This window comes from Luteococcus struthionis, from assembly GCF_048595755.1.
In the GTDB taxonomy this organism is placed as follows: Bacteria; Actinomycetota; Actinomycetes; order Propionibacteriales; family Propionibacteriaceae; genus Luteococcus.
On the sequence record NZ_CP184360.1, the window covers coordinates 50,880 to 75,224 of the forward strand.

General features: G+C 68.4%; 22 protein-coding genes. 5 read left to right on the forward strand and 17 right to left on the reverse strand.

The window, feature by feature from the left end; translation table 11 throughout:
• Positions 1-35: 35 nt before the first annotated feature.
• The 9 genes from ftsY to ACOAMO_RS00300 all read right to left on the reverse strand — a co-directional run bounded on the left by ftsY (position 36) and on the right by ACOAMO_RS00300 (position 9,952).
• Entirely contained in the window at positions 36-1,139 is a 1,104-nt protein-coding gene (gene ftsY, locus ACOAMO_RS00260; protein WP_420175599.1) for a signal recognition particle-docking protein FtsY, read from the reverse strand.
• A 76-nt stretch (positions 1,140-1,215) separates the two neighbouring features.
• Positions 1,216-1,641: a hypothetical protein gene (locus ACOAMO_RS00265; RefSeq protein WP_420175600.1), complete on the reverse strand. Its 426-nt coding sequence runs from the start codon at positions 1,639-1,641 to the stop codon at positions 1,216-1,218.
• Positions 1,642-1,810: 169 nt separating this feature from the next.
• Entirely contained in the window at positions 1,811-5,365 is a 3,555-nt protein-coding gene (gene smc / locus ACOAMO_RS00270; protein ID WP_420175601.1) for a chromosome segregation protein SMC, read from the reverse strand.
• A 3-nt stretch (positions 5,366-5,368) separates the two neighbouring features.
• On the reverse strand, positions 5,369-5,995 hold the full coding sequence (locus ACOAMO_RS00275; protein ID WP_420175602.1) for a GtrA family protein: 627 nt from the start codon (positions 5,993-5,995) through the stop codon (positions 5,369-5,371).
• Between the two features lie 83 nt (positions 5,996-6,078).
• Positions 6,079-7,356, reverse strand: coding sequence for an NAD(P)/FAD-dependent oxidoreductase (locus tag ACOAMO_RS00280; protein WP_420175603.1), 1,278 nt, complete (start codon positions 7,354-7,356; stop codon positions 6,079-6,081).
• A gap of 148 nt (positions 7,357-7,504) precedes the next feature.
• Complete coding sequence (mutM, locus tag ACOAMO_RS00285) at positions 7,505-8,365, reverse strand: bifunctional DNA-formamidopyrimidine glycosylase/DNA-(apurinic or apyrimidinic site) lyase (protein ID WP_420175604.1); 861 nt, start codon at positions 8,363-8,365, stop codon at positions 7,505-7,507.
• A complete protein-coding gene (gene rnc / locus ACOAMO_RS00290; RefSeq protein WP_420175605.1) occupies positions 8,358-9,125 on the reverse strand; it encodes a ribonuclease III in 768 nt (255 codons plus the stop codon). Before rnc ends, mutM begins: the two co-directional genes overlap by 8 nt.
• Position 9,126: 1 nt before the next feature.
• Positions 9,127-9,318, reverse strand: coding sequence for a 50S ribosomal protein L32 (rpmF, locus tag ACOAMO_RS00295; RefSeq protein WP_420175606.1), 192 nt, complete (start codon positions 9,316-9,318; stop codon positions 9,127-9,129).
• A 73-nt stretch (positions 9,319-9,391) separates the two neighbouring features.
• Entirely contained in the window at positions 9,392-9,952 is a 561-nt protein-coding gene (locus tag ACOAMO_RS00300; protein WP_420175607.1) for a YceD family protein, read from the reverse strand.
• 128 nt (positions 9,953-10,080) lie between these two features.
• On the opposite strand from ACOAMO_RS00300, the gene ACOAMO_RS00305 reads away from it, so the two are divergent.
• Positions 10,081-10,707, forward strand: coding sequence for an IMPACT family protein (locus tag ACOAMO_RS00305; RefSeq protein WP_420175608.1), 627 nt, complete (start codon positions 10,081-10,083; stop codon positions 10,705-10,707).
• Between the two features lie 120 nt (positions 10,708-10,827).
• Here the strand turns inward: ACOAMO_RS00305 and coaD are convergent, their stop codons facing one another.
• Genes coaD through ACOAMO_RS00320 form a run of 3 tightly spaced genes read right to left on the reverse strand, consistent with a single transcriptional unit; the run spans position 10,828 to position 12,641 of the window.
• Positions 10,828-11,310: a pantetheine-phosphate adenylyltransferase gene (coaD, locus tag ACOAMO_RS00310; RefSeq protein WP_420176935.1), complete on the reverse strand. Its 483-nt coding sequence runs from the start codon at positions 11,308-11,310 to the stop codon at positions 10,828-10,830.
• A gap of 16 nt (positions 11,311-11,326) precedes the next feature.
• Positions 11,327-11,914 carry a 16S rRNA (guanine(966)-N(2))-methyltransferase RsmD gene (gene rsmD, locus ACOAMO_RS00315; protein ID WP_420175609.1) on the reverse strand — a complete coding sequence of 196 codons (588 nt, stop codon included), beginning with the start codon at positions 11,912-11,914 and terminating at the stop codon, positions 11,327-11,329.
• A gap of 31 nt (positions 11,915-11,945) precedes the next feature.
• Positions 11,946-12,641 carry a trimeric intracellular cation channel family protein gene (locus ACOAMO_RS00320; protein WP_420175610.1) on the reverse strand — a complete coding sequence of 232 codons (696 nt, stop codon included), beginning with the start codon at positions 12,639-12,641 and terminating at the stop codon, positions 11,946-11,948.
• Positions 12,642-12,777: 136 nt separating this feature from the next.
• Here ACOAMO_RS00320 and ACOAMO_RS00325 point away from each other — a divergent pair, with 136 nt between their 5' ends.
• The gene (locus tag ACOAMO_RS00325) at positions 12,778-13,197 is read left to right on the forward strand and encodes a pyridoxamine 5'-phosphate oxidase family protein (RefSeq protein WP_420175611.1); all 420 of its coding nucleotides are present in this window, start codon (positions 12,778-12,780) and stop codon (positions 13,195-13,197) included.
• Between the two features lie 156 nt (positions 13,198-13,353).
• On the opposite strand, the gene ACOAMO_RS00330 is transcribed toward ACOAMO_RS00325, so the two are convergent.
• From ACOAMO_RS00330 to ACOAMO_RS00340, 3 genes are all read right to left on the reverse strand, one after another.
• On the reverse strand, positions 13,354-15,573 hold the full coding sequence (locus ACOAMO_RS00330; protein ID WP_420175612.1) for an ATP-dependent DNA helicase RecG: 2,220 nt from the start codon (positions 15,571-15,573) through the stop codon (positions 13,354-13,356).
• A gap of 126 nt (positions 15,574-15,699) precedes the next feature.
• Positions 15,700-15,888, reverse strand: coding sequence for a 50S ribosomal protein L28 (rpmB, locus tag ACOAMO_RS00335; RefSeq protein WP_420175613.1), 189 nt, complete (start codon positions 15,886-15,888; stop codon positions 15,700-15,702).
• 139 nt (positions 15,889-16,027) lie between these two features.
• On the reverse strand, positions 16,028-17,698 hold the full coding sequence (locus tag ACOAMO_RS00340; protein ID WP_420176936.1) for a ribonuclease J: 1,671 nt from the start codon (positions 17,696-17,698) through the stop codon (positions 16,028-16,030).
• A gap of 300 nt (positions 17,699-17,998) precedes the next feature.
• Between ACOAMO_RS00340 and ACOAMO_RS00345 the strand changes: the two genes are divergently transcribed.
• Positions 17,999-18,625, forward strand: coding sequence for a GNAT family N-acetyltransferase (locus ACOAMO_RS00345; protein ID WP_420175614.1), 627 nt, complete (start codon positions 17,999-18,001; stop codon positions 18,623-18,625).
• A 96-nt stretch (positions 18,626-18,721) separates the two neighbouring features.
• On the opposite strand, the gene dapB is transcribed toward ACOAMO_RS00345, so the two are convergent.
• On the reverse strand, positions 18,722-19,462 hold the full coding sequence (dapB, locus tag ACOAMO_RS00350) for a 4-hydroxy-tetrahydrodipicolinate reductase (RefSeq protein WP_420175615.1): 741 nt from the start codon (positions 19,460-19,462) through the stop codon (positions 18,722-18,724).
• A gap of 171 nt (positions 19,463-19,633) precedes the next feature.
• Here dapB and pulA point away from each other — a divergent pair, with 171 nt between their 5' ends.
• Positions 19,634-22,360: a pullulanase-type alpha-1,6-glucosidase gene (gene pulA, locus ACOAMO_RS00355; RefSeq protein ID WP_420175616.1), complete on the forward strand. Its 2,727-nt coding sequence runs from the start codon at positions 19,634-19,636 to the stop codon at positions 22,358-22,360.
• Positions 22,360-22,893, forward strand: coding sequence for a 4'-phosphopantetheinyl transferase family protein (locus ACOAMO_RS00360; RefSeq protein ID WP_420175617.1), 534 nt, complete (start codon positions 22,360-22,362; stop codon positions 22,891-22,893). Before pulA ends, ACOAMO_RS00360 begins: the two co-directional genes overlap by 1 nt.
• A gap of 42 nt (positions 22,894-22,935) precedes the next feature.
• Here ACOAMO_RS00360 and ACOAMO_RS00365 read toward each other — a convergent pair whose 3' ends face one another.
• Positions 22,936-24,318 (reverse strand): M1 family metallopeptidase, encoded by a 1,383-nt coding sequence (locus ACOAMO_RS00365; RefSeq protein WP_420175618.1) that lies wholly within the window; start codon positions 24,316-24,318, stop codon positions 22,936-22,938.
• Positions 24,319-24,345: the final 27 nt, after the last annotated feature.

The following is a 24,345-nucleotide window of genomic DNA, read 5'->3' on the forward strand; positions in this document are numbered from 1 at the left end:
GCCCTTGCCGGGCATCGCCGCTCGGCGGGCTGGGGTCACTCCCCCATCAGGCCGTTGACGAAACCCTCCGCCTCGAAGGGGGCCAGATCGTCGACGCCCTCGCCCAGCCCGATGAGCTTGACGGGCACGCCCAGTTCACGCTGCACCTGGACGACGATGCCACCCTTGGCGGAGCCGTCGAGCTTGGTGAGCACCAGACCCGAGACGTCGACGACGTCGCGGAAGATCCGCGCCTGCACCAGGCCGTTCTGGCCGGTGGTGGCATCCAGCACCAGCAAGACCTCGCTGACGGGAGCGATCTTCTCGATGACGCGCTTCACCTTGCCCAGCTGGTCCATCAGACCGGTCTTGGTGTGCAGTCGGCCGGCGGTGTCGATCAACACCACGTCCACCCCGTCGGCAATGCCGCGCTCCACGGCCTGGTAGGCCACCGAGGCCGGATCGGCCCCCTCTTCACCGCGGACGGTCTCGACGCCGACCCGCTCACCCCAGGTGGACAACTGTTCGGCGGCCGCCGCGCGGAAGGTATCGGCGGCGCCCAGCAGGACGGTCTTGTTCTCCGCCACGAGCACCCGGGCGAGCTTGCCGCAGGTGGTGGTCTTGCCGGTGCCGTTGACGCCAACCACCATGACCACCGCCGGCTTGCCGTCGCTGCCCTGCAGGTTGAGGGAACGGTCCATGGTGGGATCGACCAGGTTGACCAGTTCCCGACGCAGCACGGTGGCGGCGTGCGAGGAATCGGCCACGCCCTCGATCGCCAGCTCCTTGCGCAGCGTGGTCACCAGCTCGGTGGTGGGCCCCACGCCCAGGTCGGAGCTGATCAGGGTGGCCTCGAACTCGTCCCAGGTGTCCTCGTCCAGCCGGTCGCGCGAGAGCAGATCTGCCAGGCCGCGCGCCAAGGCATTGTTGCTGCCGGCCAGCCGCCGACGCAGTCGCACCAGACGCGAGCCTGCCGCCTCGGGAACCTCGATCCCGGTCTCGGGTTCGATGACCTCGACTTCGGTGCCGTGCTCCGGCGACACCTCTGGGGTGGCTTGCGGCTGCCGAAGGGCCCGCCGGTTGCTCGTCCAGATGATGCCGGTGGCAATGAGGAGGCAGAGAATGACTCCACCGATGATCAACCAGAAGAAGTAGTCCACGCGGGCATCCTATCCAGACACGGACGAACCCCGGCTCCTCGTCGGGAGGCCGGGGTTCGTCGGGTCGGTCGTTGGTTCAGCCGTTGGCCGTTGCCAGCTGCTGCGGCGCGGGGCCCTCGGGGGCCGCGGCGGGGGCCTGGTCCACCGCGACGGTCGTGGCCACGGACTGGGACGCAACCGGCTGCTCTGCCAGCGGCTGGGCGGCGGCAGCCTCGCCGGACTTGCCACCGCGGGTGGGAAGCTTGACGGCCTTCAGCTGGGCACCCAGGCCACCGCCGTCGCGCTGCACGGCGCGGACATTGTCCATCTGCCCGGTGACCATGTCGACCAGGGCCTGCGGCGGTTCTGCCTCACCGTTCATGTGGCGCGCGGCGGTGGCCAGACGTTCTGCCATCTCGGGAGCGCGCTCCTTGAAAGCACCCTGCATACCGACGAGCACGACGGCGATGGCCACGAGGCCGACCACGACGATCAGGACCAGGGAAATGAAGAATGCGAGCACTGCGACTGCTTCCTGCACGAAGGGAGAGGTTGTGCCATCAGTCTAACCATTAAGACGGTGATCATAGGGGCTGTCCACAGCATTCTGCGGGTGAATACACAGTGAAGACTCAGCGGACGAGACCCGACCCGAAGGTCCAGTCACCAAGATGGTTCGGGAAGCCCTCTCGTCAGGCGTCCCGGGCCAGCCGCTGGCTGATCACCGTCGAGACCCCGTCACCGCGCATGGTGACGCCGTAGAGCGCGTCGGCGATCTCCATGGTGCGCTTCTGGTGGGTGATGACCAGCAGCTGGGAGCTCTCTCGCAATTGTTCGTAGATCCCCAGCAGACGGCCCAGGTTGGCGTCGTCGAGCGCCGCCTCCACCTCGTCGAGGATGTAGAAGGGGCTGGGACGCGCGATGAACAGGCTCACCAGGAAGGCCACAGCCACCAGGGAACGCTCACCGCCGGACAGCAGCGAGAGTCGCTTGACCTTCTTGCCCGCGGGGCGGGCCTCGACGTCGACACCGGTGGTCAGCCATTGCCCCGGCTCGGTGAGCACCAAGCGCCCCTCGCCACCGGGGAACAGGCGGGGGAAGACCTCGTTGAAGGTGCGTTCCACATCGGCATAGGCCGAGGCGAAGACCTCCTCCACCCGGCGATCGACCTCCTCGACGATGTCCAGCAGGTCCTTGCGGGTCTGGCGCAGGTCCTCCAGCTGCTCGGCCAGGAAGGCGTGGCGCTCCTCCATGGCGTCGAACTCCTCCAGGGCCAGTGGGTTGATCCGCCCCAGCTGCTGCAGGTTGCGTTCTGCGGTGCGCAAGCGCTTGGCCTGCTCCTCGCGGACATAGGGCACCGGTTCGGGCTGTTCGTCCTCCTCGGTGAGTGCCGTGCCGTCGGGGCGGGTCAGCACCGGGACGAACTGGTCCGGGCCGTACTCCTCCATCAGGATCTTGGCCTCCAGGCCAAGCTCGTCCATCGCCTTCTCGGTGAGCTGCTCGATGCGCATCCGCACCTCGATGCGGGCCATCTCGTCGCGATGGGCACCCTCCACCAGCTTCTCCAGCTCGCGGGCCAGCTCGCGCGTCTCACGGCGTGCGGTGGCCAGCTGGGCCTCGGCCTCCAGCCGCGCTGCCTCCGCCTGGCTGCGTTCCTCGGTGGCCAGCCGACGGCTGTGGTCCACCCGAGTCAGCAACCACCCCGCAGCGCTGTGCACCGCAGCGGCCGCAGCTGCCTCCCGACGCAGCTGGGCCGCGCGGGCCTCGGCCTTCTCCCGGGCCTGGCGCTCCTGGACGGCGGCCCGACGCAACGAGTCGGCTCGGCCCGCCACACCCCGCACCCTTTCCTCTGCAGTGCGCAGTGCCAGCCGGGAGTCCATCTCGTCGGTGCGAGCCGCCCGTGCCAGCTCCGCGAAGCGGTCACGTTCGGCCGGGTCCGGCTCGGCCAGATCGTCCTGTGAGGAGGCATTGGCCAAGCGGGTCTCCAGCTCGGCGAGCCCGGCCTCGTCCTTGGCCCGGGTGGACTGGGCATCGCGGATCGACTGCTCCAGGCGGTCTGCCTCGGCCCGGGCGGAGCGTTCCGCCTGGGCGAGCACGCTGACCTGCCGAGTGAGGTCGGAGGCCTTCTTCTCCGACTCCTTCACGGCGGCGCGGGCGGCGACGCGTCGCGCATTGGCCTGTTCCAGGGCCGAGGTCAGTTCCTTGATGCGGCCGGCCAGCTCGGCCAACCGCGCCTGCGCATCGTCGAGGTCGCTGCGGGCCTGATCGACCGCAGCCTGGATCTCGAGCAGGGATGAGGTGGACGAGGAGCCCCCCGTCACGAACCACGATGACCAGACGTCCCCCTCGCGGGTGACCGCTGCCATGTCGCGATGCTCCTGCACCAGCCCAGCCGCGTGCGCGGCGTCCTCGGCCAGCAGCACGTGCCCGAGCAACTGGTCGAGCGCGGCCTGCAAGGGCTCGGCAACCTCGACCACCTCCAGTGCACCGCGGCAACCATCGGGAACCTCGTGCGTGCCGCTGCGTTGGGCACCCGCCAGCAGCAACCCGGCCCGGCCCAGTTGCCCCTGCTTGAGATGGTCGACGGCCCGCTGCGCGTCCTCCAGCGAGGCGACGGCGATCGAATCGGTGGCACTGCCCAGGGCAGCCGCGATGGCGGTCTCCCAGCCCTGCTCGATGCCGATCAGTTCGGCCAGCTGGCCGAGCACGCCGCCCAGTTCGTCGCGGGCCGCCAGCAGGGCAGCCGGGGCGTCGGTGCGATCGAGCCCCATCTCGAGCGCCTCGATCCTGGCCGCCAACCCGGCCCGGTCCTGCTGCGCCTGCTGTTCGGCGCGACGCAGTTCCTGCAGCTGGGCGCTGAGCCGCTCCACCTCGGCGGTGGCCTCCTGCTGGGCCTGCAGCAGGTCGTCACCGGCCCCTTGGTGCTCATTGGCCTGGGCCTGGGCCCGGGCGAGATCACTGCTGCCCTGTTCGGCTCGGGCCAGCGCCTCGTCGCGCTGCACCCGCAGCCGATCCACCTGCTCCGAGGAGGTCTCCAGGCGTGACTTCAGCGAGTTCACCTGCCCGGTCAGCCGTGCCAGCCCTTCTCGTCGATCGGCGATGGCCCGCAGTTGCGCGGCATGGGTCTTGTCTGCCTCGGCATGGGCGGCCTCGGCCTCGCTGCGACGCTGCTGGGCGTCGGCCAGGGCCTGGGCCAACTGCTCCACCTCGGCGCGCAGGGTCTGTTCCTGTTCCCTGGCCTGCGCCGCGTCACGTTCCAACTGCTCCGGGTCACGGCCTCGCTGCCCCGGGTCCGGCTGGGCATCGGCGTGACGCATGCGCTCGTCGGCAATCTGCTGCGTCGTGCTGACCCGCTCCCGCAGGGCGGCCAGCGCATACCAGGTCTCCTGGGCCTGGTTCAGCCGCGGCTGGGCCTGGGCCAGCACCAGCTCAGCGGCCTGTTCCGCCTCACGGGCGGCCTCGAGCCGTGCCTCCGCCGCGGCGCGCGCCCGCTTCAGGTTGGCCTCGTCGGCCAGGTCGGTCTGCAGTGCGATGGTGGCCTGGGTGAGGTCGTCGCTGAGCAGGCGCGCCTTGGCATCACGCAGCTCGGCCTGGATCACGGCGGCCTTGCGGGCGACGGCGGCCTGGCGTCCCAAGGGCTTGAGTTGCCGACGGATCTCGGCAACCAGGTCCTGCAGCCGGTCCAGGTTGCCCTGGGTGGCGTCGAGCTTGCGCAGCGCCTTCTCCTTGCGCTTGCGGTGCTTCAGGACTCCGGCAGCCTCCTCGATGAAACCGCGACGAATCTCCGGAGTCGCCTGCAGGATGGTGTCGAGCTGTCCCTGGCCCACGATGACGTGCATCTCACGCCCGATGCCCGAATCGCTGAGCAGCTCCTGCACGTCGAGCAGGCGGGCATGGTGACCGTTGATGGAGTACTCGCTGCCACCATTGCGGAACATGGTGCGGGTGATGGTCACCTCGGTGTACTCGATCGGGAGCGCACCGTCGGTGTTGTCGATGGTGAGGGAGACCTCGGCGCGCCCCAGGGGAGCCCGGCCGGAGGTGCCCGCGAAGATGACGTCCTCCATCTTGCCGCCACGTAGGCTCTTGGCTCCCTGCTCGCCCATCACCCAACTGAGGGCATCCACCACATTGGACTTGCCCGAACCATTGGGGCCCACGACGCAGGTGATGCCGGGCTCGAAGTTCAGCGTGGTGGCCGACGCGAAGGACTTGAAGCCACGCAGCGTCAGGCTCTTGAGGTACACGGGCTACTCCGCCCGGGCCCGGTCGGGCGACGCGTCGGCGTCGGCAAGCTCCGGTGCGACGACGGGGGCGATCAGCGGCATCTCGTCCAGGTGGCCGGTGCGCACCGCGCGGAAGGTCCACAGCTTGTTGACGATGAAGTTGATCGGCATCGTGAGCCCGATCTGGATCAGCTGGGCGTAGTACACCTTCTTGCGCAGGCCGCTCGAGTCATCCATCCACGCGAAGAAGCGCTCCAGGTAGAAGGCGGATTCCGGCTTGAGCAGGGCGGTCTGGATCAACATGCCCACCAACAGGGCCACGGCGCCGATGCCCATGAAGTTGCCCAGGCCACGCCACCAGGCCGCTGCCCCCTGCTTGCGGGCCCGGAAGGTCAGCCGTCGGTTGAGCTCGTAGTTCCAGGTGTTGGCCACCATGAAGGCGATGACATTCATGACGTGGTACCAACGCACATTGAAGGCCGTCAGGGGAAGGTCGAGCGCGATCCGCTGGTAGTGCGGCAGGAACCAGTTCAGCACCACCATGACGGCCAGGTTCACCACGATGCCCGAGCCACCGACGATGCCAAAGCTCAGGAACTGGCGCAGGTTGCGTTTGCTGCGCTGCGTTCTGGTCTCTGGCGTATGGCTCACAGTCACAGGAGTTTACCGGCCGTTGGCTCGCTGTTGACCGAGGCTGAGCGCGCGGCGCAGCACCAGGTGCCATCGCGCCGCGCTCAGCGCAGCGGCTCGAGCGCCTTCAGCGGCTCGGGGCAGCGTCCCTCCACGATGTATTCGGCCAGCAGACGGCCGGTGGCCGGCCCCAGGGTCACACCCCACATGCCGTGGCCGCCCGCCACCCAGACCCCATCGGCCCTGGTGGGCCCGACCAGCGGCAGGTTGTCGACCGTCACCGGCCGGGCACCGACCCAGGTGTCGCGACGATCCTGCCAGTCGACACCGTCGAGCAGGGGTGTCGCGGAGCGGACCAGCGCCTCGACCCGCTGTGGGTACAGCGGCTCGTCGGGGCCGCGGAATTCCATCGTGCCGCCCACCCGCAAGCGCTCCTCCCCCAGCGGGGTGCACGCCACGCGCTGCACCGGGAAGTAGACCGGGCACGGCACGCTCTGCCGGGTGGGTACGGAGAAGGAGTAGCCGCGCCCACCCACCAAGGTGGTGCGCACGCCGGTCTGTCTGGCCAGCTGCGGCAGCCAGGCGCCAGTGGCCAGCACCACGGCATCGCCGCGCACCGGCTCACGCCCCACCAGTTCACAGGTGATGCCACCGGGCCCCTGGCGCAGCCGATGGACGTCGGCGCCGCAGATGACCTCGCCGCCGCGCTCGCGCACCGCCTGGGCAAGGGCCTCCACGTAGTCGCCGGGCACGATGTAGCGCTGGCCACGGATCCGGATGCCGGCCTGCACCCGCTCGGCCACGATGGGAACCGCGGCGCGCAGCTCGTCGCCACTGATCCGCTCGGCCTGCAGATCGACGCCGGCCTCACGGATCAGGCGGAATTCTTCCTCCAGCCCCGCCGTCTGTGACTCCTCCAGGAAGGCCGCCATCAGCGGCGCGTCGTGCACCGGGCTGGCCACACCGTGCTGGGCAAGGTGTTCATAGGACTCGATGGCGATCTCGTTCAACGGAACGAAGTGCTTCATGGCCGCCTGCCACTGCGTGAGGGTGCAACGGCGGGCGAAGCCGAGCAGGAAGCCGACCAGCTCCCTCTCGAGCCGCACCGGCACGAACAGGGGCGAATCGGGGTCGGTCAGCGCCTTGATCCCGTAGCGCAGCACCGAGGGCTCGGACAACGGAATCGACATGCCCGGCGAGATCCATCCGGCATTTCCCCAGGACGAACCGGCTGCGACGGCCGTGCGCTCCAGCACGGTGACGCGCACGCCGCGTTCCTGCAGGAACCATGCAGTGGACAGGCCGACGATGCCCGCTCCGACCACGACGACATGGGGCTGGCTGGTGGTGGTGCTCGGGCGCAGTGGAACGACTCTGGTCAACGCGCTCGTCCTCCTCGACGAAAGGTGGGAAACCGCCCATAGCATGGCATCTCTGCGCGTCGAGCGCCAGTCCCACGATGCGGACACGGCCGAGGCCGTGGGGCCGTCAGCAGGACTGCACCGATTCCCCTCTCGTCAACCGCGCCGGTCAGCCGCCCTGGCGCAGTCCTCGCGGTGCTGGCTGGCACCCAGGACAGTAGGTCGAGCTCCGGTTGGTGAACTGGATGCGCCGCATCGACCTTCCGCAACGCTTGCAGGGCTTGTCCTCGCGGCCGTAGGCATTGAGGGAACGGTCGAAGTAGCCGGACTCGCCGTTCACCTTCACGTAGAGGGCGTCGAAGCTGGTGCCACCCTGCTGCAGCGCGTCCGCCATCACTGTGCGGGCCGCCTCCAGCACGGCGACGGCCTGCTTGCGCATGAGCTTGTCCGTCGCCCTCTCCGGGTGCAGTTGGGCCAGCCACAGCGCCTCGTCGGCGTAGATGTTGCCGATGCCGCTGACCAGGGTCTGGTCGAGCAGGGCGCGCTTCACCGTGGTGCGCTTGCGCCGCAACCGGGCCGCGACCTCGACGAGGTCGAAGAGCTCGTCGAAGGGATCGGGCGCGATGTGGGCGATCTCGGCGGGCAGCTCCGCTCCCCCGACGCTCAGCGAGAGCCCGCCGAACATGCGCTGGTCGACGAAGCGCAACTGGTCGTCGGAGTCCTGGAGGCCGAAGAGCACCCGGGTGTTGCGCAGCAGCGGAGCGTCGGCGCGGTCCATCCGGAACTGGCCGCTCATGCCCAGGTGGGCCAGCATCGCGTCGCCGTCGTCGAAGGGGAACCACAGGTACTTGCCGCGGCGGCGCGGGGCGCTGAAGGTGCGTCCGGCCAGCACCAGCTCGAAGTCCCGCGGCCCCAGGTGGTGCTTGCGCACCGGGCGCGGGTGCAGCACCTGGACATGCGAAACCGCGCGGCCCCGGAGCAGTGGCTCCAGACCCGCGCGGACGGTTTCGACCTCGGGAAGCTCAGGCACCAGCGGTGTCCTCGGCGGGCTGCTCGGCCTCGTCGGTCACGGCTTCGCGCGCCGTCTCCTCGGCGGCCTGCGCGGCCTGGATGGCGGTGAAGGCCTTGCCAGCCGCCTCCTGCTCTGCCTGCTTCTTGTTGCGCCCCTCGCCCGTGCCGTACTCGATGCCATTCACCACGGCGCGTGCCACGAAGTGCTTGTCGTGGTCGGGCCCTGACTCCTCGATGCGATATGTGGGCATCGGGTAGCCGTTGTTGGCGCAGACCTCCTGCAATGAGGTCTTCCAGTCCAGGCCGGCACCCATCTGGTCGGCCCGGGTGACCAGGGGGTCGAACAGGTGGTGGACGAAGGTCTCTGCCTGTGCCATGCCGCTGGTCAGGAAGATGGCACCGATGAGTGCCTCCATCGTGTCGGCCAGGATCGAGGTCTTGTCATGCCCGCCGGTGGTGGTCTCCCCCCGCCCCAACTTGATCATGGGACCCACGTCGAGACCGCGGGCCACCTCGGCCAGCGTGACGGCATTGACCACGGCCGCGCGCAGCTTGGCCAGCCGACCCTCCGGGTAGTCCGGAAAGGTCAGGTACAGGTGCTCGGTGACCACGATGCCCAGCACCGCATCACCGAGGAATTCCAGCCGCTCATTGGTGGGGATGCCACCGCTCTCGTAGGCGTACGAGCGATGCGTCAGCGCAAGCTCGAAGAGCTGGGTGTCCAGCGGGACACCCAGCTCGTCGAGAAGTTGCTGGAGACGGCTCTGCTGAGCCGCCATGTCAGGCGTCGAGGACCTGGCGGCGCGAGGCGCGGGGGCCGTACTGGCCGCACGCGGGGCACGCGGTGTGCTGCAGGTGGGCCTCACGGCACGCCGGGTTCACGCAGGTCACGACGTTGACGGCAGTGGTCTTCCACTGGCTACGACGGCTGCGAGTGTTGCTCCGGGACATCTTCCGCTTCGGGACTGCCACGATCTTCTCCTTGAGCTACCCGCCCCCAGGGTGCGGGTGCGGTGGTGTCTGTCGGGATCCGGCTGCTGCCGGATCAGTTGTCCTGCTTGTCTTCGGTTCCGCTCATGTCCAGCTGGGAGAGCGCGCCCCAACGGGGATCGATCTCTTCGCCATGGCTGTGGTCCGGATCATCATTCAGGTTCTGGCCGCATTCGATGCACAGTCCCAAACAGTCATCCCGACACAGGGGCGTGAACGGAAGTTCGAGCACCACGGCGTCACGCAGGGCAGGATCCAGGTCGATCATCTCGTCCTCGATCCGGCTGGCATCCTCCTCGGCCTCCTTCTCGGGGTAGAAGTACAGCTCCTGCAGGTCGAAGGACTGCTCGTCCTCGAATCCCGACAGGCAGCGCGCACATTCACCCTTGAGGGAGACGTCAGCGGTGCCGGTGACCAGAACACCCTCCACCACGCTCTCGAGCCGAAGATCGAGTGTGATGTCGGAGCCCTGGGGCACTCCGATCATGTCGATGCCAAGATCCGCCGGCGCCTCGACAACCTCATGGACCTGTCGCATCGTTCCGGCCCGTCGTGCCAGCTCATGGATCTCCAGGACGAGAGGTGAGCGGGCATCAAGGCGGCGATGTTGGTTCATCACGGTTCCCTTCAGCGCACAGCAGACATGACAGCGTCATGACCGAGGACCAACTCTATCCTGAGCGGGCCAGCTGGACCAAACTGGCTGCAGGGAGCAGCTCGAGCAGTCGGGTGTGATTGGCTCGGATGGTGCACCAGTACCGTACCGTCGCCCGCAGCGCCACCGTCGAGCTCGAGGTCAAGCGCTCGGTCTTCCGCTGCGACATCAGGCGGATCACCGAGGAGGCCCAGGCGCGTGCCCTGGTGGAGCAGTTGCGCAGCGAGCACTGGGATGCCCGGCACCACTGCTCTGCCTTCATCTGGATGCCCGACGGCTCCCTGGCACGCTCCAGCGACGACGGGGAGCCCTCCGGCACCGCCGGTGCACCGATGCTGGAGGTGCTGCGCGGAGCCGGGCTGACCGAGGTGGCCGCCGTGGTCACCCGATGGTTCGGCGGCACCCTGCTGGGCGCCGGCGGACTGGTGCGCGCCTATTCCGATGCCGTTCGTGAAGGGCTGGCCGCGGCCGGCACCCTGGAGCGCGAGCTGGTCACCGAGCAGCAGGTGGGGCTCGAGCACGCCCTGGCCGCGAAGGCGGAATCGGAATTGCGGGCCCGTGGCGTCGCCGTGCTCGACGTCGACTACGGCCAGCTGGCCACGCTGCGTCTGGGCGTGCGCCCCGACGAGGTGGAACAGGTAGCAGCGCTGCTGGCCGAGCTGAGCCACGGACAGGCCGAGCTGGAGGCCGTCGGGGAACGCTGGGTGGACCGCTGACCCTCGGGGACCGAAGCACCCTCGACAGGCTCGGGGAACGACCCCTCGACAGGCTCGGGGAACGGTGCGCCCTCGACGGGCTCGGGGAACCAGACATCCGGTGGCCGAGCTTGTCGAGGCCTACTTCCCCTGGGAGACCTTGCGGGCGATCGCCTCGGCGACATTCGGGGTCACGAATTCGCTGACGTCGCCACCGTAGGCCGCGATCTCACGCATCATCGTCGACGAGATGGTGGCGTAGGGGCCGCCCGCGGGCAGGAAGACCGTCTCGATGCCACTGACATGGGTGTTGATGTGGGCCATCTGCAGCTCGTAGTCGAAGTCCGAGGCAAAGCGCAGCCCCTTGACGATGACGCCGCAGCCCTGGGCCCTGGCGTAGTCCACCAGCAGGCCGTCGATCAGCCCCACTTCCACGCCGGGAAGGTGGTCGATCGCCCCGGCGACCAGGTCGACGCGCTCCTGGGCGTCGAACATGCTGCTCTTCTTCTGGGAGTTGCGCCCCACGGCCACCAGCACCTCGTCGAAGACCTTGTGGGCGCGTTCGATCACGTCCAGATGGCCCTTGGTGATCGGGTCGAAGGAGCCGGGGACGATCGCCTTGATGTGGCGACCTGCGCGTTCACTGGTCATCGTCGGCCTCTCGCTGGCAGAAGTGCAGGGTGGTCTCACCGTAGCGACGCGTCCACTGTTCTGTCCCCTCCGGGAAGTCGGGCGCCCCACCCCGCGAGGCGCGTTCCAGCACGATCAACCCGTTGTGCACCAACCGAGACAGGGCCAACTGCAGGGTGCGGGTGATCTGTTCGTTGGTGAACGGGTAGGGAGGATCGAGCCAGATCACGTCGAAGAGCCGATCCCCGTCGCGCTGCAGGAAACTGTCGGTGGTGGCCGCGACCACCTCGGCCGCGAGCCTGGTCTTGGCGGCATTGGCCTTGATGAGCCGGGTGGTGGGCTGGTCCTGCTCCACGAGCACCACTGGGCCGGCTCCCCTGCTGGCCGCCTCCAGGCCCACGGCACCCGAGCCTGCGAACAGGTCGCAGAAGGCGAGGCCCTCCAGCTGTGCCTCGGCCCCCGCATCGGCACTGCCGTTCCAGGTGGCCAAGGCGCTGAACAAGGCCTCGCGCACCCGATCGGTGGTGGGACGGGTCTTCTCGCCCGCCGGTGTCTGCAAGCGCATGCCCCCGGCGCGTCCAGCGATGATCCTGCTCATGACCAGCCACCCTACTGGGCGTGCCAGGGCCTCAGACCTCGTCGGCGCCGTCGTCCTGGATGGCGCGGGTCCGCAGCTTGCGCAGCACCCGACGCATCGCCTGCCGGTGGTCGACGTAGGAGTCGTCATAGTCGAAGACCGGCAGGTTCCATCGCAGCTTGATGGCCAGCGCGCGCAGCAGGAAACCGCCCACGAGGGTCGAGACCACGGCCACCTGCCCGTGCACGCCGGCTGCCAGCAGACCGGTGTAGGCCAGTGCCACCAGGATCGAGACCGAGGCGTAGAGCTCCTTGCGGAAGACCAGGGGGATACGGTCGCACAGCAAGTCACGCAGGATGCCCCCGGAGACGCCGGTCACCACCGCGCCGACGACGGCGATGATGACTCCCAGCTCCATCTCGAGAGCGGTACTGGCCCCCAGGATCGAGAAGACCACCAGTCCGAGGGCATCCAGCAGCAGGAAGAGCGTGCGGAAGTACTTCATGAGCTGCGAGATCGAGACGCTGATCACGGCGGCTCCCGCGACCATCACCACGTACTGCGGGTGCTCCACCCAGATCAAGGGATAGTTGCCCAGCAGGACGTCGCGCAGGGACCCGCCTCCCATCGCGGTGACCAGCGCCACCATCACCACCCCGAACAGGTCCATGCGTTCCCGGGCGGCGGCCAGGGCACCACTCATGCCTTCGGCGGTGACGCCGACGATCCACAACCACGTGAGCAACATGGCGTCCGCCTCCCTCTTCCTTCTACTGGCCAGTGCTGAACTGTATCCCCGCTGCGGGAACGTGAGGAAAGCAACAGATCGTCCACAACCGGTGGCAAAGCCACCGCAGGAGCCGACAGTGGGCCACAATTGGTCCATGGCTGACAAGGACACCCCGATGACCGACATCCCCGAGGACACCTGCTGGGGCTACCTGGCGAGCCAGGAGGTTGGCCGACTGGCAACCGCCCGCGACGGCCAGCCGGAGATCTTCCCGGTCAACTACTGCGTCGACGGCCAGTCGATCGTCTTCCGCACCGCCTCCGGTTCCAAGCTGCAGGAGCTGACCGAGAATGCCCACGTGGCCTTCGAGGTGGACGGTTGGACCGTGGACGGGGGCTGGAGCATCCTGATCAAGGGCCAGGCCGAGGAGATCACCTCCGAGCAGGAGCTGGCCCTGGCCAACAAGATGCCGCTGCGCCCGTGGGTCCCCACCCGCAAGAGCCACTTCGTGCGTGTCACGCCCGACAAGCTCTCCGGCCGCTCCTTCTACTTCGGCCCCGAGCCCACCAACTGACTTCCCCAGACATCACACCGGGCGTCCGCCATGTGGCGGGCGCCCGTTCACGTTCCCGCAAATCTTGGGTGACCCCTCGACAAGCTCGGGGACCGTGGAAACGACACACTCGGGGACTGGGGAAACGACAATTGCCGGGAGCACTCCACCGACCTGTCAGGACTTCTCGAGCCACTCCCCCGCGGCCAGCTGCTCGGTCTGGGTGACCATGTCTGCCAGGTAGGGGTTCACCCGGTCCGGGTCATCGGCCACCAGTCGCTCGGCCACCTCACGGCAGTGGGCGATCAGGTCGGCGTGCTCGATGACCTTCAGCAGGCGCAGAGCACTGCGGCCGCCGGACTGGTTGGCGCCCAGCACATTGCCCTCGCGTCGCTGGGCCAGGTCGAGCTCGGCCAGCTGGAAACCGTCGCGAGTCGCCTCGACGGCGCGCAGTCGTTCCATGGCGGTGGAATCCGGCGCGGCGGCGCTCACCAGCAGACACAGGCCCGCATTGCCGCCACGACCGATTCGGCCACGCAGCTGGTGCAACTGACTCACACCGAAGCGGTCGGCATCCATCACCACCATCACGGTCGCATTGGGGACGTCAACGCCCACCTCGATCACGGTGGTGGACACCAGCACGTCGACCTCACCGGCAGCGAAGCGACGCATCACGTCATCCTTCTCGTCGCTGGGCATCCGTCCGTGCAGTTCTTCCACCCGCAAGCCCTGGAGAGGACCATCGCGAAGCTCCTGGGCCAGGTCGGTGACGGTGGCGCTGGGCGGCAGCGCATCCTCTGCGACGAAGGCGTCGGAGTCCTTCGCGTCGATGCGCGGGCAGACGACAAAGGCCTGCCTGCCCTGGGCCACCTCTTCGCGGATGCGTTCCCAGGCGCGAGCGACCCAGGACGGGTGCAGCGTGGTGCTGACCAGGTTGGTCTGGACCTCTTGGCGTCCCGCCGGCAGCTCCGACAAGGTGGAGACCTCCAGGTCTCCGAAGACCGTCATGGCCACCGAACGTGGAATCGGGGTGGCGGTCATCACCAGCACGTGGGGGCGCAGTTCTGCCTTCTGGTTCAGCACGGCCCGCTGCTCAACACCGAAGCGGTGCTGCTCGTCGACCACCACCAGCCCCAGATCGGCGAAGCTGACCTTGTCGGCCAGCAGGGCGTGCGTGCCCACCACCAGACCGGCCTCGCCGCTGGCGATCTTGAGCATCGCATTGCGCCTGGCCACGGCCGACATCGAGCCGGTGAGCAGCACGATGTCGGTGGCCCCTTCGGGGGCCCCCAGCGTCTGCCCCGCCGCCAGGTCGCCCAGCTGGCCCCGGATCGACTCGAAGTGCTGGGTGGCCAGCACCTCGGTGGGCGCCAGCAGCACGGCCTGCTTGCCCGAGTCGACCGCGCGCAGCATGGCCCGCAGGGCCACGAGCGTCTTGCCCGATCCCACCTCGCCCTGCAGCAGGCGCTGCATCGGGACGGCCGTGGCCAGGGCGTCGAAGATCTCCTCGCCGACGCGACGCTGCCCCTCGGTGAGCGTGAAGGGGAGTCGCTCGTCGAAGGTGTCGAGCAGCGCGCCCTCGACCCCGGGCAGCGGCGCCGCCCTGAAATGTGCATTGTCGTGGCGGCGGTAGGCCATGGTCAGCTGCATCTGCAGTGCCTCGTCGAAGAGCAGCCGCTCCGCCGCGGCATCGGCGTGCTCCCGGGTGATGGGCTGGTGGGCCTGCACCAGGGCTTCGTCGAAGCCCATCAGGCCCTCCTCCTTGAGCAGCCATGCGGGCAGCGGCTCGGCCAGCTGGCCCATCTGGGTGTGCACCAGCTGGATGGTCTCCCCGATCTCCCAGGTTGGCATCTTGGCGGTGGCGGGATAGATCCCCACCAGCCCAGAGCGCGAGACCTGCTGCACCATGGCCTTCTGGTTGGCCTTGCCCACCACCTTGCCGGTCTCGTCGATGATGACGAAGTCGGGGTGGGTCAGCTGCGGCTGGTCACGAAAGACGCCCACCTTGCCGACGAAGATGCCCCGGCTGCGCTTGGGCAACTGCTTCTCCCAGTAGTCGACCATGTGCTGCTTGCCGAAGAAGGTCACCCCCAGGGTTCCCGTGCCATCGGTGAGGGTCACCTCGAGGCGCTTGCGCGGCGGCGCGCCAGCTTGTCGCACCGCGGCGACGGTGGCCATCACGGCGACGTCCTCCCCGATCGGCAGGTCGGCCAGCGAGGAGTTCTCCGTGCCCGAGAGGTAGCGCCGTGGCAGATGACGCATCAGGTCACCGACGGTGTTGAGACGCAGCCTGGTGGACAGGATCTTGGCCGAGGGTGCTCCGATCACCTGACTGAGGGGTCGGTTCAGCTCGGCGAAGGTCTCGGTACGCCACTGCGGATTCCACGTTGCCACGTCTGTGAGCCTACAAGCGTCCACCGACACTTCCGGGAATGCAACAAGGCCACCGAACAGTGTTCGGTGGCCTTGCCACAAGTTCTACGGGCGGGCGGCCCGAGGTCCGGCCGAGGCCGGGAAGGGTCAGCGCGAGACGACCTTGCCAGCCTTCAGGCAGGAGGTGCAGACGTTGACACGCTTCGGCGCCCCGTTCACCAGGGCGCGCACGCGCTGGATGTTCGGGTTCCAACGACGGTTGGTCTTCTTCTTCGACCACGGCACGTTGTGGCCGAAGCCCGGGCCCTTGGCGCAGACGTCGCACACGGCAGCCATTGGAGTACTCCTCGATAGATGGATCAGATGTGGGGCAAGGCCCCGGCGAGCCCAAAAGGGCAACCCGAGAATGATAGCCCCTCAGGTGCCGTGGGAACAAACGGCCCCCTGATCCGTCGCTGTCAAGGTGCGATGGAGCTCAGGTGGCCACCACCACGGGCACGATCATAGGCCGGCGCCGATAGGTGCTGGAGACCCACCGGCCGATCACCCGGCGCACCACCTGCTGCAAGCGGTGGGTGTCGTCGACGCCCTTCTCCAGGGCAGTGACGAGTTCGGTGGCAATCTGTTCGCGCACGTCGACGAAGGCGTCGTCGTTCTCGCTGAAGCCACGGGCGTGGATGTCGGGACCGCTGACGAGCGTCCGGGTGTGCAGGTTGACCGCGGCCACCACCGAGATGAAGCCCTCCTCCCCCAGGATCTTGCGATCGGTGAGTTCGCTGGAGGAGACGTCGCCGACCGTGGACCCGTCGACGAAGATGTAGGAGCTGTCCACCTGCCCGACCACCGTGGCCCGACCATCGACCAGGTCCACCACCGCCCCGTCCTCGACGACCACGACATTCTCGCGCGGCACCCCCGTGGCGCAGGCCAGATCGCCATTCGCGATCAGGTGGCGGATCTCCCCGTGCACCGGCATCACATTGCGCGGCCGGATGACGTTGTAGCAGTAGAGCAACTCGCCGGCCGACGCGTGCCCGGACACGTGCACCAGCGCATTGCCCTTGTGGACCACGGTGGCGCCCAGCCGGGACAGGCCGTTGATGACGCGGTAGACGGCATTCTCGTTGCCGGGGATGAGCGAGCTGGCCAGCAGGACGGTGTCGTGCTCCCCCACCTCGATCACCGGATGCTCCCGGTTGGCGATCCGGCTCAAGGCACTCAACGGTTCCCCTTGGGAACCGGTGGAGATCACCACCACCTGGTCGTCGCGGTAGTCGTCGATGTCCTTCAGCTCGATGAGCGTGTCACCCGGCACCTTCAGGTAGCCCAGGTCACGCGCCACCGACATGTTGCGCACCATCGAGCGGCCGACGTAGACCACCTTGCGACCGTGCTTGACCGCCAGGTTGAGCACCTGCTGCACGCGATGCACGTGCGAGGCGAAGCACGCGACGATCAGCTTGTTCTCGGCCCGCTCGAAGACCCGCTCCAGCGCGGGCACGATGTCCTTCTCCGGCGTGGTGAAACCCGGCACCTCGGCATTGGTCGAGTCGGGCATGAACAGGTCGATGCCCTCCTCCCCCAGCCGGGCGAAACCGCGCAGGTCGGTGATGCGGCCATCCAGGGGCAACTGGTCCATCTTGAAGTCGCCGGTGTGCAGCACGGTGCCCGCCGCGGTTCGAATGCACACGGCCAGCGCGTCGGGGATGGAGTGGTTGACCGCCAGGAATTCCAGGTCGAAGTGCCTGCTGACCTTCGCGCGATCCCCCTCGGCCACCTCCTGGAGGTCCGTGTTGCGGATCCGGTGCTCGCGCAGCTTGCCCTCCACCAAGGCCAGCGTCAGCTTGGATCCCCAGACGGGAATGTCACTGCGTCGCCGCAGCAGATAGGGAACGGCACCGATGTGGTCCTCGTGACCATGGGTCAAGACCAGGCCGACGATGTCGTCGAGCCGGTCCGAGAGGTAGTCCAGCCCCGGCAGGATCAGGTCCACACCGGGGTGGGCATCCTCCGGGAAGAGCACCCCACAGTCGACCAGCAGGATCTCACCGTCGATCTCGAAACAGGCCATGTTGCGACCGACGTCGCCCAGACCACCCAGGGGAATGATCCGCAGGGTTTCGGGGGCAAGTTCGGGTGGGGGCATCAACGGTGACGTCACATCTCCACCATAACCGCAGCCACGGCAGACACCCCTTCGGCGAGTCCGGCCCGGTGACCACAAAACCTGGTGTCACAGGAAAAGGCGATGGAGATGTCCGCTCGGGGGTACGGACATCTCCATCGCGTTAACAGTGTTTCACATGTGCGGGAAGTTTAGAACTGATTGTGGGTGACTTTTTTCACTTTTTTCTCGTGCCCGCTCACCGCACCCGTTGCACCGCAGCAAATCCGGGCCGCACGGCGAGCATCCAAGCGCCCGGCGGCGTGCCCCTAGGATGGCCACATGTCCCAGAGCAATCCCCCCGAGAGCCACCAGCCCCAACCGCCCGTGGCGCCCAGCGTGCGGCTGGCCATGCCCGCGGAGGCACTGCAGATCGCGGAACTCCAGCGCCGCGTGTGGGCCGACGATGACCTGGAACGTCGCATGCTCGACGAGGTGGACAACCGGGAGATGGCCGAGGTCTGGCACCAGGCCATCACCCGCGCCCCCTTGGCCCACTTCCGGGTTCTGGTGGCCATCCAGGCCTACGGCCAGGCCGAACCGGCCGACGAACCCGGCGCCACCAGGCAGCGCACCCGGGTGTGCGGCTTCGCGGCGATCGGCCCCAGCGATGACCCCGATGCCGACCCCACCGACTCGCTGGTGGCCGAGTTCTGCGTCGATCCGCTGCTGGCCGGGCAGGGCCACGAGGACCGCCTGATGCATGCCGTGGTCAGCACCATGCAGGCCGACGGCTACCAGCGAGCCACCTGGTGGTTGCGCAGCACCGACGACCAGCTGCGCGCCTGGCTCTCCGAGAGCGGCTGGGCTCCGGACGGCGCCCACCGCGAAGTGGGCACGCCCGACGGGGTGCTGCGGGTCAAGCAGATCCGCCTGCACACCGACATCAGCACCCCCGCCGAGTCATGATTCCCCAGCCGTGATTCCCCAGCCGTGATTCCCCAATCCGTGATGCCGCAGCCGTGATGCCGCAGCCGTGGGTCGGGGGCGGCTCCGCGGCGATCGTCAGTCCAGCCCGAGGATGGCCTCGATGCCCATCGTGAGCCCCGGGTGCTCCGCCACGGCCCCCACGGCGGTCATCACGCCCGGCATGTAGGAGGCGCGGTTCATCGAGTCGTGGCGGATGGTGAGCGTCTCACCGTCCTGCCCGAAGAGCACCTCCTGGTGCGCGATCAGGCCCTGCAGGCGCACCGAGTGCACGTGGATCCCGTCGACGACGGCGCCGCGCGCCCCGTCGGGGTCGATCGTGGTGGCGTCGGGCACCTCACCCAGGCCGGCCTTCTCCCTGGCCTCGGCGATCATCCCTGCGGTGGTGGCGGCAGTACCCGAAGGGGCATCGGCCTTCTGCGGATGGTGCAGCTCGATGACCTCCACGCTCGGGTAGTAGCGGGCGGCCTGCTTGGCGAAGTGCATCATCAGCACCGCACCGATCGAGAAGTTCGAGGCGATCAGGATGCCCACCTCTGGCTTGTCGCCCAGCCAGCCGCGCAGCGTCTCCAGACGCTCCTCGGTGAAACCGGTGGTGCCCACCACGGCGTGCTTGCCGTGGTCGATGCACCACTTGAGGTTCTCCATCACGGCATCAGGATGGGTGAAGTCGACGATGACGTCGGCCTTCTCCGCCTCGTCGTGCGGATCGCTGATGTCGACGGCGGCCACCAGCTCCAGTCCGGGGGTCACCTGCACAGCCCGGCACACCTCGGCACCCATCCGACCATTGGCCCCGAACACTGCAACTCGTGTCACGTCATCTCCTTCTCCCTTGGCTGCCACGGCTTGCGCCGGCGGCATCGGCCGCCCGATCGGGCAGGTGCTGCCATTGTGGCAAACCCAGAGGACGCAGTGGTGAACATCCGGCAACGGCGGCCATCGGAACACCGCATCGGAGCTCGACTCCCCACCGACTAGGGTGAGGCCGTGGCCGCCCATGACCCTCATGCCGATGTCCGCCAACGATGCTCCCACGACCTGCGCGTCGACGGAGCCCGCGCCGTCTGGATCGACCGTGGAACCCTGACGGTTCCCGCCGAACTCGACGACCGCACCCCCGGCCCGCAGGGCTGGCAACTGCCCGAATCCACCCAGTGGCTGCTGCTGTGGTCGCGTAGCGCCGCGATCCGGGTGGAGGACGACCACCTGTGGGCCCCCGACCTGACGGTCGTCGAACTGGACGTGCAGCCTGGGCCGCTGGACAGCCACCTGGTCTCGCGCAACCCCGCCGTCGCCGGTTACCTGGCGTTGACCCTGGCCGAACGCTGGCAGCGCAGCGTGCCGGAGATGCTCACCGGCCAGGTGATGCTGGCGCGCCGCTCCAACGGCAAGCTCAGGACGCTGACCGGCGTGCAGCTCGGCCCGGTGCTCGACGACCTGTATGCCGCACAGGCCCGGCAGGAGCCGTTCGGGGTGCACTTCGACGAACGACGCATCCGGCTCGCACTGTGGGCTCCCACCGCCCAGCGCGTCAGTCTGCTGCTGTGGCCCGCCGAGGCCGGGCCCGCACCCTCGGTGGGCCGCGCCCAGCACCGGCAGATGATCCGCAGCGAGTCGGGCACCTGGAAGGCCGGCATCGGCGCAGAGATGGTGGGTGCCCGCTACCTGTACGAGGTGGTGGTCTACTCCCCCAGCACGGGCCGGATGGAGACAAACCTGGTGACCGACCCCTATTCCAGCGGCCTGACCGTCGATTCGGCCCGCTCGGTGCTGGTCGACCTGGACGATCCGGCCTGGGAACCCGACGACTGGCAGGAATCGGCCGGCCCACACCTGCAACAGTTGGTGGACGCCAGCGTCTACGAACTGCACGTGCGTGACTTCTCCATCAACGACGAACTCGTGCCCAGCCAGCTGCGCGGCAGCTATGCGGCCTTCACCGTCGACGGTCTGGGCACCCGTCACCTGCGGGCCCTGGCTCGCAGCGGCCTGAACACGGTGCACCTGTTGCCGTGCTTCGACGTCTCGAGCATCCCGGAGGCCGATCCACAGTCCCAGCCCGACCCCGCGCAGCTGGCCAGCCTGCCACCCGACAGCCATGAACAGCAGCGCATGGTGCAGCACAGCGGTGGGCAGGATGCCTTCAACTGGGGTTATGACCCGCTGCACTGGGGCGTTCCCGAAGGTTCCTACACCTCATCCCCGGAGCAGGCCGATGGTGGCCTGCGAGTCCTGGAATTCCGACGGATGGTCAGTGCACTGCACGGCTTGGGACTGCGAGTGGTGCTTGACCAGGTCTTCACCCACACCAGCGCCTCGGGCCAGCACCCCTTCAGCGTGCTCGACCGCATCGTGCCCGGCTACCACCACCGGCTTGACCGCAGGGGCGCCATCGAGGGCTCCGCGGCAGGCAACAATGTGGCCACCGAACGACTGATGACCGAGAAGATCATGATCGACATGGTGGTGCGCTGGGCGCGCGACTACCACGTCGACGGCTTCCGCTTCGACCTGATGGGGCACTCCAGCGCCCGCAACATGGCGCGCGTACGTGCCGCCCTGGACGAGCTGACGCTGGAGGATGACGGCGTCGACGGGGAGGGCGTGTACCTGTACGGGGAGGGCTGGAACTTCGGCGAGGTGGCAGACAATGCGCTGTTCACCCAGGCCACTCAGGGCCAGTTGGAGGGCACCCGCATCGGTACCTTCAACGACCGGCTGCGCGACGCCGTGCGTGGCGGACGGCCATTCGACGAGGACCCGCGACGCCAGGGCTTCGGCACGGGCCTGGCGGGCGACCCGAACGGCGCACCATGCAACCGCGAACCGGAACGTCGGCTGCAGCATGACACGGACCTGGTGATGCTGGGGCTGGCCGGCAGCCTGCGCGACTACGAGCTGCTGTGCACCGACGGGGTGCACCGTCGCGGCGACGAGATCGACTACAACGGCCGACCGGCCGGTTACGCGCAGGAACCCTCGGATGCCATCAACTACGTGGATGCGCACGACAACGAGACCCTGTGGGATGCGCTCATCATGAAGCTGCCCCAGGGGTTGCCGATGGACGAGCGGATCCGGATGAACACGCTGTGCCTGGCAACCGTCGCCCTGGGGCAGTCGCCCTTCCTGTGGCACGCCGGCACCGACCTGCTGCGCAGCAAGTCACTGGATCGCAATTCCTACAATTCGGGCGACTGGTTCAACCGCCTGGACTGGACGGGCGAGGACAATGGCTTCGGTCACGGCCTGCCCCCGGCCGACGACAACATGACCCGGTGGCCGTGGCTTCGCCCGCTGCTGGCCGATCCCTCCCTCAAGCCCACTTCCAGCCAGGTGCAGCAGGCCGCCGAACAGGCGCGGCTGCTGCTGAAGCTACGCCGCTCCACTCCCCTGTTCCGGCTGGGCAGCGCCGAGCGCATCCGGCAGAAGCTGCGCTTCCCACTGTCCGGCACCCCCGGTGCCGTGCCGGGTGTGATCACCATGCATATCGACGACCGCACCGATCCGGTCGATCCCGACCTGAACGGTCTGGTGGTGGTCTTCAATGCCACGCCCGAGCCGGTGCGGCAGGCGCCACTGCTGGACGGCCAGCGAGCCTCGCTCTCACCGGTGCAGGCCGACGGGCCGGACCAGGTGGTGCGTCGTGCCCGCCATGACGGCGTCGGCTTCGAGGTGCCGGCCCGCAGCGTGGCCGTCTTCACCCTGCGCTGATGCCGCAGGTCCACCTGGCCCTGGGCCCTGCCGACCAGGCCCACCGCCTGGCGCTGGAGCTGGTGCACGGCCTGACGGGCCAGGACGACACGCGCCTGGTGCATGCCTGCCCGCGCTGCGGCAGCAGCCAGCACGGCCGCCCGGTCCTGACGGGGCCTGCGCGCGGGGTGCACGTCTCGCTGGCGCGTGACCGGGACCACCGAATGACCGTGGTGGCCGTCTGCCCCCAGGCCCCTGTGGGCGTGGACCTCGAGGCTCGGGGCGTGGCGGACTTCGACGGTTTCGATGCGGTGGCGCGTCACCCCCGGGAGGGCGGTCTGGACGCCACCCGCCTGTGGGTCCGCACCGAGGCGGTGCTGAAGGCCCACGGCGTCGGGCTGGGCGTCGACCCTCGCACCGTGAGGGTGGATCGCTCCCCCGTGGTCGTCGCCGGGCAGGTGACCCAGGTGCTCGACGTCGCGCTGGAGGGTGACTGGCTGTGCAGCCTGGCCGTGCTCAGCACCGACGAGGTGCACCTTCACACCAGCTGGTGAACCTCCCGGCGGGACGATCCGAACGGCCCCGGTGCGGCCTGATCAGCCCAGCCCCAAGCGGGCACCGATCCGCTCGGCGATGGACTTGAGGGTGTTGCGGGAACCTTCCACGTCCACCACCGGCAAGGCCGGGATCTCCGGGCTGCGCAGCCACGCGTCGAGCACACCGGCCAGCTCGAAGCCGTCCTCGGGAACGAAGCGCAGGCAGTGCTGGACGAACTGGTCGGTGGTGACCACGCCGCCGGCATTCTCGGTGGTCCAGGTGCGCAGCATCTCGAAGAAGCGCTCGTCTCCCAGGCTGGCGCGCACCGCGTGCAGGGTGAGCGCGCCCCGCTTGTAGACCCGGTCGTCGAACATGTCGGGCATCCCCGGATCGGCCAGCACCAGGTCTTGCGGCTTGCGGCGCAGTTCCTCGTGGTGCTTGGCGGCCTGCTGCTGCACGTCCAGCCCGTCGCCCCCGTTGCTGCGATGGTCGGACCAGAGCCATTCGCTGTAGCAGGCGAAACCTTCGTGCAACCAGATGTCGGCCAGCTGCTCTGCGGTGACGCTGTTGCCGAACCACTGGTGCGCCAGCTCGTGGGCCACCAGCCGCTCGTTCTCCCAGGTGGGTGGGCAGAAGTTGCGCCCGAAGGAGCTCAAGCCCTGCGCCTCCAGCGGGATCTCCATGTCGTCGTCGGAGACCACCGCGCGGTACTCGGCGAAGGGATAGGGGCCGAAGAGCTCACTGAAGACCTCCACCATCTCGGCCTGGCGCTCGAAGGCCGTGCCGCGACCCACCCGGGTCTGCGGCGGATGCACCACCTCCACGGGGACGCTGGCGCGGCGCCGATCCACCACGTACTGCCCGATCTGCACCGTGGCCAGGTAGGGCGACATCGGACGGTCCATCTCATAGGTCCACCGCCCCGTGCCGCCGCGCACCTCGTGATCGACCAGCGTGCCATTGGCCACGACGTGGTAGCTGGGTGCCACCACCAGATGGATCCTGTAGGTGGCCTTGTCGGCCGCGTCGTCATTGCAGGGGAACCATCCGGGCGCGCCGTAGGGCTGCGAGCCGACGGCCAACCCGTCGGTCAGCTCCTCCCAGCCCGCCGCACCGTGGACCCCCGGCACGGGGCGAGGCTTGCCGGCACAGGTGACCGCGATCTGCAGCTCCTCGCCCGGTTGGCGCTGCCCCACCTCGACGGCGAGTTTCCGCTCGCGCTGCCGGTAGCGCGCCTTCTTGCCGTCCACCAGCACCTTGGACGCCTTCAGCCCCACCAGGTCGAGCTCCACCCGCGACAACTCCTGGCTGGGCACCACGGTGAGCGTGGCGACCTCGTCCAGGCGGTTGGTGGTCACCTTGTAGTCCAGGTGAAGGTCGTAGTGGCGCACCCGGTAGCGGGTGTCACCGTGCCCGGGAAGGTAGGGATCGGGCGTGGGCATCAAGCAACTCCTGTGGGTGACGCGGTC